This window comes from Thermostichus sp. OS-CIW-29 (genome assembly GCF_054058195.1).
The window spans coordinates 154,949-166,411 of record NZ_JBSSAB010000002.1; the positions used below are offsets into that span (position 1 = coordinate 154,949).

Annotated in this window: 9 protein-coding genes; 2 read left to right on the forward strand and 7 right to left on the reverse strand. The window is 56.9% G+C overall.

All coding sequences use genetic code 11. The features are described 5' to 3' along the window. Window positions 1-138 precede the first annotated feature (138 nt). The 4 genes from ACVWZJ_RS01600 to ACVWZJ_RS01615 all read right to left on the reverse strand — a co-directional run bounded on the left by ACVWZJ_RS01600 (window position 139) and on the right by ACVWZJ_RS01615 (window position 2,644). A complete protein-coding gene (locus tag ACVWZJ_RS01600; protein WP_457394189.1) occupies window positions 139-735 on the reverse strand; it encodes a response regulator in 597 nt (198 codons plus the stop codon). A 104-nt stretch (window positions 736-839) separates the two neighbouring features. Then, on the reverse strand, window positions 840-1,442 hold the full coding sequence (locus ACVWZJ_RS01605) for a pentapeptide repeat-containing protein (RefSeq protein WP_457394192.1): 603 nt from the start codon (window positions 1,440-1,442) through the stop codon (window positions 840-842). 61 nt (window positions 1,443-1,503) lie between these two features. Further along, complete coding sequence (locus tag ACVWZJ_RS01610; RefSeq protein ID WP_457394195.1) at window positions 1,504-2,373, reverse strand: DNA-formamidopyrimidine glycosylase; 870 nt, start codon at window positions 2,371-2,373, stop codon at window positions 1,504-1,506. 46 nt (window positions 2,374-2,419) lie between these two features. After that, window positions 2,420-2,644 carry a photosystem I reaction center subunit IV gene (locus tag ACVWZJ_RS01615; RefSeq protein ID WP_011432873.1) on the reverse strand — a complete coding sequence of 75 codons (225 nt, stop codon included), beginning with the start codon at window positions 2,642-2,644 and terminating at the stop codon, window positions 2,420-2,422. Between the two features lie 119 nt (window positions 2,645-2,763). On the opposite strand from ACVWZJ_RS01615, the gene ACVWZJ_RS01620 reads away from it, so the two are divergent. Both ACVWZJ_RS01620 and ACVWZJ_RS01625 read left to right on the forward strand, forming a co-directional pair. Continuing rightward, window positions 2,764-3,648 (forward strand): penicillin-binding transpeptidase domain-containing protein, encoded by an 885-nt coding sequence (locus ACVWZJ_RS01620; protein WP_457394197.1) that lies wholly within the window; start codon window positions 2,764-2,766, stop codon window positions 3,646-3,648. Between the two features lie 116 nt (window positions 3,649-3,764). Continuing rightward, a complete protein-coding gene (locus ACVWZJ_RS01625) occupies window positions 3,765-3,917 on the forward strand; it encodes a chlorophyll a/b-binding protein (RefSeq protein WP_011429120.1) in 153 nt (50 codons plus the stop codon). Window positions 3,918-4,187: 270 nt separating this feature from the next. Here ACVWZJ_RS01625 and ACVWZJ_RS01630 read toward each other — a convergent pair whose 3' ends face one another. From ACVWZJ_RS01630 to uvrC, 3 genes are all read right to left on the reverse strand, one after another. After that, window positions 4,188-5,864 carry an NAD+ synthase gene (locus ACVWZJ_RS01630; protein ID WP_457394200.1) on the reverse strand — a complete coding sequence of 559 codons (1,677 nt, stop codon included), beginning with the start codon at window positions 5,862-5,864 and terminating at the stop codon, window positions 4,188-4,190. A 49-nt stretch (window positions 5,865-5,913) separates the two neighbouring features. Next, a complete protein-coding gene (locus ACVWZJ_RS01635) occupies window positions 5,914-9,123 on the reverse strand; it encodes a PAS domain S-box protein (RefSeq protein ID WP_457394203.1) in 3,210 nt (1,069 codons plus the stop codon). Window positions 9,124-9,329: 206 nt separating this feature from the next. Next, window positions 9,330-11,201, reverse strand: coding sequence for an excinuclease ABC subunit UvrC (gene uvrC, locus ACVWZJ_RS01640; protein ID WP_457394206.1), 1,872 nt, complete (start codon window positions 11,199-11,201; stop codon window positions 9,330-9,332). Window positions 11,202-11,463 lie beyond the last annotated feature (262 nt).

Consider the following 11,463-nt stretch of genomic DNA (forward strand, 5'->3'; position numbering starts at 1 on the left):
GTATCTCGGACAACGTGAAGGGGAAGGCGGCACCCCAGGGATCCCTTGTCAAGATGCCAAGCTAGCAACAGTATGGCGGTGATCATGGCCGCCGCAAATCCCCACCTCTGGGGGGAATCCCCAAGCCCTTTCTCCAATTCACAAGATCCCCAGTTGCTGCGCCTTGAGCAGGGCGGTGACACGGTCGCTAGCATCCAGCTTGCGGTAGGCGGTGCTGGCGTATTCTTTGACAGTTTCGATGCTGAGGCCCAGACGGCGGGCAATCTGTTTGTTGGCCAAGCCCTCTTTCATCAGTTGCAGCACACACAGCTCGCGGGGGGTGAGCTTGGGCAGCTCCTGTCGGGCAGGCAGCCAGTCTCGTTCGGGGTTGGACAAAATCTGACGGATGACGCGGGCCAATTCCGCCGGGTCGGTCTCTTTGGAAAGGTAGCCTTTGGCCCCGGCGCGGCGGGCTGCCTCAATCAGACCCGGCTCCTGAAAGGTGGTCATCATCACCACCACCACCGGCAGGCCCAGCTCGGTGATTTGCTGGCAGGCGGCGATCCCATCCCCATCCGGCATGCGCACATCCAAAATGGCTACGTCGATGGGGCAACTGCGACAATGGTGGACGGCCTGGGATCCCGTCTCGGCTTCGGCCACCACCTCAAATCCTTGGGCTTGCAGGGCAAACTTCAGCCCCAGCCGGAAGAGGGGATGATCGTCGGCAATGAGAACGCGGACAGGGGAAGTCATGGCAGGGGATCCCAGCCGAGGGGGTGCTGGTTTTAATCTGCCCAAGGGGGGATCCCAAATAAAGCGCCCTCACCCCCAGCCCCTCTCCCTTGGGGAGAGGGGGGTTATGGCTTCACCAAGACCATGCCGCGGGCCTGGGGGTCAAAGGTGGGATCCAGCCGGGTTTGGGCATTGTACAGGGCGCCGGTCAGATCCGCCCCCTCCAGAAAAGCGCCTCGCAGGTCGGCCCCCCGCAGATCGGCATTGTGTAACTTGGCCCCTGTGAGGTCGGCGCCGGTGAGGATGGCTCGACGCAAGTCGGCCCCGCTTAAGTTGGCCACCTGCAGATTGGCACCCGTCAGATCTGTCTGCTGCAGGTTGGCCTGCGCCAGATCGGCTTCCCACAAGAAAGCCCCTGCCTGAGCTGAGCCACTCAGATTGGCCCCTCTCAAATCGGCCAGATTGAGGATCGCTTGGGAGAGGTCGGCAGCTTGGAGATTGGCCTGTCTGAGGATCGCTTCTTTCAGGTTGGCCCCCCTGAGGTCAGCTCCCGGCAGTTCTGCCCCCGTCAGGTCGCAGGCGGGGCAATCTTTGCTGGGAGAAACAATTTGGGATCGGCCCAGTTGGGCATCCAACTCCAGTTGGGCAAAGGCCGCAGCCCCTGGGAAGACCACCCAGCCGAGCAAACTCGCCCCACCCCAGAGCTTTGTGAACCGGAGCCATGCCATTCTTTTCACCGGATCCCCTGCACTGGCGATGGTAGCTGCTCCGGAGCCCAAGCGCTCCCCCTCACCCCCAACTCCTCTCCCCAAGGGAGAGGGGGGTTTTGAGTGGCTGGCAGTGGGGGCAAAAGTGAGCCGACCGACCTGCCAGCTTCATCCGCTGAATTGGGGTGCCACAGAGGCGACAGGGATCCCCTTCCCGACCGTACACCCACGCTTGCCCTTGATAGTTGCCGTTGAGCCCACGCAGATCCCGGTAATCCCGCAAGGTGGTGCCCCGCTGCTCCAGCCCGGCCCGTAACACCTCGATCAAAGCTTCTCGCAGGCGTGCCTTGGCCACATCCGAAAGCTGAACTGCTGGCGTCAAAGGGTGAATGCCGCTCAGAAACAGGGCTTCGTCGGCGTAAATGTTGCCCACCCCGGCTACCAGCGATTGATCCAGCAGCGCGGTTTTAATAAGACGGCGGCTCTTCTGCAGGGCAGCCTGGAAATAGGCCTCAGAAAAAGCTGGCGAAAAGGGCTCCGGCCCCAAAGTCTGCAGGGTGGGGATCACCGCCTCCAGCTCAACACCGGCGGGCACCAGCCACATCTGGCCAAAGGTGCGCTGATCCACAAAGCGCAAGTCCCACCCTTCCTCGAAGGCCAAACGAACACGAGTGTGAGCTGATAAAGGGGTGGATCCCTGCACCCAGAGCAACTGCCCGGTCATGCGCAGATGCACGCCCAGAACAGCTCTCGAATCCAGGGATCCCAGGAGATACTTTCCTCGCCGCTGCCACTGGGTAAAACGGGTGCCAATCAAGCTCCGCCCAAACATCTCCCCTGCAGGGTAGGCAATGGTGCGGGCCAGGAGCACCTCCACCGCAAGTATCCGCGGCCCCAAGGTGAGGCGTTGCAAATCTTGCCGAACTGTTTCAACTTCCGGCAGTTCAGGCACAGAACGACTTGCTCAAGAACACAGTCCCCGGCATCAGAACTTTGGCTTAGCTAGCCGCAGCTTTGGCCTTGGCTTTGGGAGCTTCCAACACTTCCAGTTCATCTTCGCGGAAGTTGTTGGTGTTGATGTTGTAGTAGTTGATCTTGTCAAAGCGGACGATCACCGGGTAGAGAATGCCGCTGGTATCCACCGCCGCAACCGTTCCCACATCCCGGTACCAGTAGGATTCTTTCCGCAGCACACGGACTTTGGCACCACGCTGAATTGCCATGAGGGTTATCTCCATTGACCTGAACTCAGATTACCCTAGTCCGTGAGAAGGCTGCGATTTCCGAATTTTTGTAACAGGGATCCGCTTTTGTCTGGCTGGGTTTTCGGGGCCAACAGCAGATGAACCGTCGCACCTGTGGAGCCTGGCTGTTGGGTTCTGCTTTGACCTGGGGCTTGCAGGGGAAATCTGCAGGGCTGCCCCATCCGCGCGATTTTGCCGCCGTCCTCAACCTGAACACCGGTCGTTTAACAAGGGTTTGGCAGCCGGAGCAGGCTTCCAGAATCAGGGCCAGCCCTGGCTCAACCGTCAAGTGTGCCGTTGCCGCTGCTGCTCTGCAGACCGGGATCAGCTCCGGCGAGCGCTTGATCCACTGCCCGGGTTGGTGGGATCCGCCGCCGCAATTGGGGTTGGGCCGCCTACCCTGCTGGGATCCCCGCGGACATGGAACCTTGAACTTGCGCCAAGCCCTGGCCCAGTCCTGCAATGTGTACTTCTACCAGTTGGGCTGGGAGCTAGGGGCCAATACCCTGGTGGAGTGGCTGCGGCGCTTCGGCCTAGAGAGTGCGCAGAATACGGCTCCGGCTCCGCTCTTGGCGACCGGTCTGGCTGGGCCGGTGGATCCCTGGGAGCTGTTGGTTTATGGGGGCGTGATTGCCCGCCGAGGTGTACCCCTTTCTGGCGAGGTCTCTCTGCCCGCTTTCTCTTTACCGGCTTGGATTTGGGAGGCTCTCCATGCCGGCATGAGCCTGGCGGCAACAGCGGGCACCTGTCGCGGCATTGCCCCAGAAGGGATCCCGGTGGCAGCCAAGTCTGGCACCATCCTCAATCCTCAACGACGAGGACGACCAATTCTCTGGGCAGAAGATTTTCAAGCCTGGTTGCTGGCCTTTTGGCCCCTGCCGGATCCCAACTGGACGCTGGTGCTGCACCTGCATCAGGGCAAAGCCTATGAGGCGGCCATTCCCCTGGCGCGGCAGATCATCGCCGCCATCGGCAGCGGGTGACCACCTTGCTTGCGATCATGAAGAAATGCAAACTATACTGAAGGTCAAGTGCCGTTCTCGTTTTCGTTCTTTACGGATCCCACTCCCTGTCGTTCCCATTTACCCTGGAGGTTCTCATGTCTAACCCCAATTTGTCTGAGCCCAAGTTTGGCTTTAACGAGTATGCCGAGCGCCTCAACGGTCGGGCTGCCATGATTGGCTTTGTGTTGGCCATTGTCATCGAAGCGGTGACGGGCCAAGGCGTTGCTTCCTGGCTGGGCCTGATCTGAGAGGGATCAGCTTGCCACTCTTTATTCTTTAGATTTTTCCTGGGGTCTGCCGGTCTGCAGGCCCTTTGTTGTCTTTGACTGAGCAGGAAATATACCTGTGCTGGCTGCAGCAGTTCCTAAATGGCAACTACAGTTATTCCAGGTTAGGGTGAGACGCTTGGGCTACTGGTCGCGCCAGCGGGACGGAGTCCTTGAAAAGCCTTCTGGCCCCGTGCATTCTAATGTTTCAGGTGTGGGTGCGGTGTCCTGGTTTGAATTGAGATGAGGGTTTCAACTGATCCCTTCCTGCCGCTTGGCGATTGGCATCCGCCAGCCGGTGCCGAAGGCGCGATCGGTAATGCGTAGCCCAGGGGGAGCTTGGTGTCGCTTGAACTCGGCTTTTTGAACCAGCCGCAGCACCTGCTGCACGATGTCGGGATCGAACCCTTGAGCCACCAACTCCGGGCCGGATTGATGCTGCTCGATGTGCCGCTGCAAGATCTTGTCCAGCAAATCGTAGGGGGGCAGGCTGTCGCTATCTTGTTGGCCGGGTCGCAATTCCGCTGAGGGGGGCTTGGTCAGCGTAGCAAGTGGGATCCGCTCCTGCTGTCGGTTGATCCAGCGAGCCAAGCGGTACACCCAGGTCTTGGGCACATCGGAAATCACCGCCAGGCCGCCGGACATATCCCCGTAAATGGTGCAGTAGCCCACTGCTAGCTCTGATTTGTTGCCTGTGGTCAGCAGCAGCCGCCCGAACTTGTTGGAAAGGGCCATGAGGAGGGTGCCGCGAATGCGAGATTGCAGGTTTTCTTCCGTGATGTCGGGGGGGAGGCCGGCAAAGGGCTCTGCCAAAAGGTGGTGGTAGCTCTCCATGATGGGCTGAATCGGCAGCTTCAGGGTCGGGATCCCCAGGTTTTGCGCCAGTTGGTAGGCGTCGGTCAGGCTGCCAGGGCTGGAATAGGGAGAGGGCATGAGCACCCCCAGCACCCGCTCCGGCCCCAAAGCATCGGCAGCAATCACAGCAGTGACGGCAGAATCGATCCCTCCCGACAGGCCCAATAGCACCTCGCGAAAGCCACATTTGCTGACGTAATCGCGGGTGCCCAAAACCAACGCCTCGTACAGCTCAGCTTCCGGCTCGGTCGGCCAGCGGGATCCCGCGGTCGGTGGGCTCTGGTCTGGGTTGGGAGACTGCGTCAACTCGTCCACATCCAGGATGAGCTGATCCGGCTGAAAGGCAGCCGCTTGGGCCACAACCCGACCCCGGCGATCCACGGCACAACTGGCCCCATCGAAGATGAGATCGTCGTTGCCCCCCACCTGATTGACGTAGAGAATGGGCAGGGCGTGCTTGCGGGCCAGGGATCCCAGCATCTCCACCCGCAACTTCTGTTTGCCTAGGCTGAAGGGGGAAGCCGAGAGGTTAATCAGCAGGTCGGCACCGCAGCGGGCCATCTGTTCCACCGGATCCCAGTGGTAGCGGCGGTGCTGCCAAAAATCGCGGTCGTTCCAAATGTCTTCACAAATGGTAAAGCCCAGGCGGCGGCCACGGTACTCGATGGGTTGGGGCTGGGATCCCGGCTCAAAATAGCGATCTTCGTCGAAGACATCGTAGGTGGGCAAGAGCGACTTCTGAAACCAGTGGCGGATCTGGCCTCCCTCCAGCCAGGCAGCAGCATTGTAAAGGGGCCGACCCTCAGGCAGAGGATTGGGCTGCACGGATCCCACGACTACCGGAATGCTGGCCTGTAACCGGCTGGCCAAGTGCTGCAAAACCTGGCTTGCCCTCTCGACCAGGGCCGGATAGAGCAACAAATCGCGGGGTGGATATCCCAGCAACGCCAGCTCCGAGGTGATGGCCAACTCTGCTCCCGCCGCCGCCACTGCCTCGACTGCCGAACGGATGCGCTCGGCATTTCCGCTTAGATCGCCGACGATGTAGTTCAGTTGCAACAGCGCTACCTTCACCCTGCCCCCCATATGGTAAATCTCACCATAAGTGGCCCAAACCGAATCGTCAACAAGATTCTGCTGCGGGCAAGCGAAGAATAAACGTGGTTTGGTGGGCAGTGCTTTCCACCTGCAAAGAGCCGCCCAAGTGGTTGGCAATGGCTTGGGCCAGAGCCAATCCCAAGCCTGTTCCCCCCTGCTGCCAGGGATCCGAGTGGGGGATGCGATAAAACTGCTCGAAAATGCGTTCTTGTTCTTCGAGGGGAATGGTGGTGCCCGTGTTGGTCAAGCGCAGCTCCCAGCGGTCGGAACCTAAAGCAACAGCCTCTAGGACAATGTGTTCGCCGGCGGGCGTGAATTTGTGGGCATTGGTCAAAAGCTCACAGACCAAGCGTTCCAACAGGCGGGGATGGGTGTGCAGATAGGGCAGGTGGGGATCCCAGTGAACTTCTAGGGTTTGCTGCCGCTTGCGCATCCGGTCTTGGAACCGATTGATAAGAGGTGCCAAAAGGAGAGGCAGGTTAACCTGCTCAGAGGGCAGCTTGAGCGTATTGCCCGACAAATTTTGTAGATCCAGAAGATCGTTAATTAGGGAGATCTCTCGCTCGCACGCCTGCTCCAGAACCTCAAGATACTGGATTTGCTTGGGGGTGAGAGGAGAAACTTGATGGCTCAGTTTCAGCAGGTGAACCGAGAGGCTAATGCTGGTAAGGGGAGTGCGCAGCTCATGGGAGACGGCGGCCAGGAAGTTATCCCTAATTTGGCTGAGTTTTTTCAATTCCGTCACCTGAGCCTGGCTGCTGAGGTAGAGCCTGGCCTGTCGCAGGGCAATCGCACACTGGGCCGCCATTTGCTGAGCCAAATCAATTTCCCAATCGCTAAAACTCTCCTCAGGGGGCCGGGCCAGCCACAGATCCCCAAGAATGCCCTGATCGTCGGCAATGGGGCAGGCCAGCTTGGTCAAATAAGGGGGCAAAGTGTCGGGATCCCGTTGACGATCCCGAGCGCACAGTTGAAAGCACCAGCCTCGCCATAGCTGTTCGTAGAAGAGGGGAAAATCTTTCATCTGAACCCGAGCGCCGATCCCAGAGGTCGAAAGCGTCGTGTATTCATAGCTGATCAGGGAGTAGGTTCGGCGGCTATCGTAAAGGCCAACATTGCAAAAAAGAACGCCCAAAAATTTTCCCAGCTCGTTCACAACTGTCTGCAAGATCTGCCTTTCATCCAGAGTTGCCCGTATCTGATGGGTAAGGCGGCGCAGAATCGATTCAAACTGTAGACTGCGTTCCAGTTGCTGGGTTCGCTGTTGCACCAGGGCTGTTAATTCAGCTTCTCGTGTTTGCTGGGCCAGCTCCAGGCGCTTGCGCAGGGTGATATCGCGCACCAAAACAATGGCCTCATCCGGCCCAAAGGGCAACAGACGTGCCTCACGATATTCCGGCAATGCTTCCGCAGTGTCTTGAGAAGTTTTGGGAAGCGGATATTCAATAACCTGAATTTCTCCCGTTTGAAAGGCTTTCTCCAACAAGGGAGCAAAGTAGATTTTCCAATGCTCTGGAAACAGATCCTGAATGTACTGGTTAGGATAGCGGTCATCGGGATAGGCCGATGCAAATCCTCTGGGGGGCTTATAGGACAGGATTAGCCCTTGCCGATCCACTTGCAAAAGCATATCTGGGATCGCTTCGTAAAGAGCGCGGTAACGTGCTTCGCTGCGGGCCAGATCGGCCAAACTTTCTCGCAGGTGAGTTTCGGCCCTTTTTCGCTCGGAAATATCTTCTAGAAATTGGATGGCAAACAGAGGCTCGTTTTGAGCGTTTCGCACCGCGAAGAGTTGTAAGCGAACCCAGATCTCTCTGCCATCTTTACGGCAAATCACCTTTTCATATTCATAGTTGTTGGTGTACCCGGAAAGCAGTTCATTCCAGAGTATCTCGCCCCGTTCTCGGTCTTCGGGATAGGGGGTGTAATCTTCCGCTTTCAGAGCCGACCAATCTTCCTCGCTGTACCCTGTAATCTCTGCCATTGCCGGGTTGAGGCTGAGATACCGGGGATCAGGATCCAAGCTCATCAGAGCAATCCCTTGGCTACAGAAGTTGAAGATCCCCTGCAATTGGTTTTGAATTTCCTCAAGAGCAGATTTGATGGATCGGCGCTCGCTAATATCATCCAGGAAGTAAACGGCAAACAGAGGCTTTTGTTCTTCATCTCTCACAACATAAACCTGAGACTTTACCCAGATGATTTGGCCATTCTTACGGGTGTAGGGATGTTCCCATTCATAATGACTGCGCCGGCCATCAACCAACTCCTGCCAAAGTTTTTTTAGAGTTTCAACATCGGCCAAGTCTGGGATACAAGCCTCCAGAGGCAAAGCTTTCAGTTCCTCTGCAGAATATCCTGTTATATCCTTGAGGGCTGAGTTCATGCCATGCGGACTAGCTTCTGGCTCAAGAGGCAGCAGAGAAATGCCCAAATTGCAGGACTCTACAATACCCCAGAATCGCTGTTGAATCTCCAACAAGGCCGGCTCTAGACGCTTACGCTCGGTAATATCTTGAATGCAGCCAAGCACGCAATTTGCTCCGTAGGGAACTATGCAAACTTCCTGGTAACGGAGCTCTCCCGCTGAGTTGGTTAGGGGATATTCCAAGGTTTGCCGGGATCCGCTGCTCAAGCAACGGTCAATCAGCCTCCGGAGTTGGTCGCTAACCTCAGAGCCGAACAGCTCTTGCACTGCTTTTCCCTGAAGGTGCTCTGCTGGGAGTGAGGCAACACAAGCATTCTCCGGGGAAGAAATCAGCTCCAGGCATTTGCCTTCTCGGCTAAAAATCATCAAGGCTTGTGGAATAGCGCAAACCAGCCTTTCGTAGCGGAGCTGGCTCTCTGCAAGCGCTTGTTCACCCCGCTTCTGTGCCGTGATGTCTTCCACATACCCCTCAAAACAGAGGGGATCCCCTGCCGGATTGCGGACGACTTGAATTTGTTCTCGCACCCACAAGTCCAAGCCCTTGCGACTGTGGATCAAAAACTCTTGCGCCACTCTCCCGTCGCCGACTTTGCCTGCAAGCAAATCCTGGAAAAACTGGCGACGACCGGCAGCGTCAGCATAGAGATGATGGCCAAAATCCGACAGATGGCGCATCAAATGGGCAGAGGAAGTATAGCCGTATATCTCGGCAAGCTTGGCATTGGCAAACCGGTACCGTCCCTGCAGATCCGCACGAAAGATCCCGATGGGAGCATTCTCCAGGAGCACATCGAGTCCGGCCAGCATCAGGATCCCCTATTGGCAAGCAGTACCAGGGCACTGAGAACACCTGTCCTTGGGATTATGTATCATTTCTGCCTTAAGCGATGTTTCCCGCACTACAAGTTCCCCCCTAACCCCGTAAAATCACGGGCGAGGAAGGGCGCTTAGGTTTCTGTGGATGTTACCCCGTGGGCTGCCGGTAGGGCAGGGATCCCTGCGCGGATTCTCAACTACTCCACCTGCGCTGTCTCCGGGGATTCCGCCTGAGTTTCTGGGTGAAAGTAGCGGTAAATCTGCCGGGCAATCTTCGGGCCAATGCCGGGCACTTGAGCCAACTGGTCTTCTGAGGCCACCTGAATGCGGGCAATCGACCGAAATTCTTCCATCAGCAGCTTTTGCCGATACTTGCCCAAGCCGGGGATCTCGTCCAGCGTAGAGGCATGTTGACGCGCTTTCCGTTGCTGGCGATGAAAGGCGAGAGCAAATCGGTGGGCTTCATCTCGCAGGCGTTGCAACAACAAGCGAGCCGGATCTTGGGCCGGCAACCGCAAGGGCACGGGATCCCCCGGCAGAAAGATCTCTTCTTCTCGTTTGGCCAAGGCAATCACCGGCAGGTGATCCAGCCCTAAATCTGCCAAGACGGCCATGACTGCCGACAACTGCCCCTTGCCCCCGTCGATGAGCACCAAATCCGGCTGATCCTCAGGGGTCATTTTGCTGAAGCGACGCCGGGCCACTTCTGCATGGCTGGCAAAATCATCGGAGTGACCGGGGCGCACCTCAGGGTTGCGAATCTTGTAGCGGCGGTAGTGCTGTTTGGCAGGCAGGCCATCGATAAACACCACCTGACTGGCCACAGCATCGGATCCCTGAATGTGGGAAATATCGTAGGCTTCTAGGCGACGGGGCACATCCGGCAAATCCAAGACCTCTGCCAAGCGCTCCAAGGCCGCGGCATCCCGATCCGCCAGGCGCTGGGCGCGGGTTAGCTCCAGTTGGGCATTCCGCTCGACCAACTCGATCAACTCAGCTTTGCTCTGCCGTTGGGGAGCAATGAGGCTGACCTTGCGGCCTTTTTTCTGGCTCAGCCAAGACTCCAGAAAATCGTGATCGGGCAATTCATACTGGGTCAAAATCTCAGAGGGAATTTCCACCGGATCGCAGTATTGATAATGCTCTTGTAAAGCCCGCTGCAAGATAAGGCCTGGGTCGTCACCGCGGTTTTCGGCCACAAACCCCAGCCGCCCCACCAACTTGCCTGCCCGCACCTGAAACAATTGAATGCAGGCTCGTGAATCATTCATGGCCAAGGCCAGAGCATCACGGCTGACGGTAGAGTTAGGCAAAGAGACCTTCTGGGATTCTCCCAATTGTTCCAAACCGCGAATTTGATCCCGATATCGTGCGGCTGCCTCATAATTTTCCTGTTCGGCGGCCTGGATCATCTTCTCCTGCAGCTCTTGGATCAGCTCATCTGTCTGGCCTTGGAAGATCATGGCCACTTGAGCCAGCGTCTTGCGATACTCTTCTGGGCTGATCAAGCCTTGGCATACTCCGGGGCAGCGCCCAATGTCGTAGTTCAAACAGGTGCGATCTTTGTACAGAGGTTTGGGCCGTTGGCGCAAGGGAAAAATCCGTTTGACCAGTCCAAGGGTGTGGCGCAATAGACCAACATCGGTGTAGGGGCCATAGTATTTGTCTTGATTCCGATCAAGGCGACGATGGCGGGTGATGTAAAGCTGGGGATAAGGCTCCGACCAGGTAATACACAAATAGGGATACTTTTTATCGTCCTTAAGGAGAACATTATAAGGGGGCTGATGGGTCTTAATCAGATTGTCTTCTAGGGCTAGGGCTTCACTTTCATTGTCGGTTACGATAAACTCGATCTCGCAAACCTGAGCTACCATGCGCTGAATGCGAGGGGACAGGTCGCCGGTGAAGCGGAAATAAGATCGCACTCGAGAGCGCAATTTCTTGGACTTGCCTACATAGAGGATCTGATCCGTGGCATCTCGCATTAAATATACGCCGGGTTCAGCAGGAATCTCCTTGAGACGGCTCTCTAGAACGTCACGGCTGTGAATCAGAGGGACGGTCATAAAGTTCAGTTCTACCGGGTAGAGTCAGGGATCCCATGACTTCAATCTAGCAAGGATATGGCTTTTCTCGGCAACACTGACTCCAACCCATGTGGAGACACAGTCATTCTGAACAATCATTCTGAACAAGTTTGGGAAGCTCGTCCTGCTTTCAAGCTCCAACCTGCTACAGCCTTTTAATTTAAAATAGGGTACAGGTATTCAAGAGGAAGGAGAGAAAGGAATGCCGACTCATTCTTTGGATTTGCGGCAAAGAGTTGTA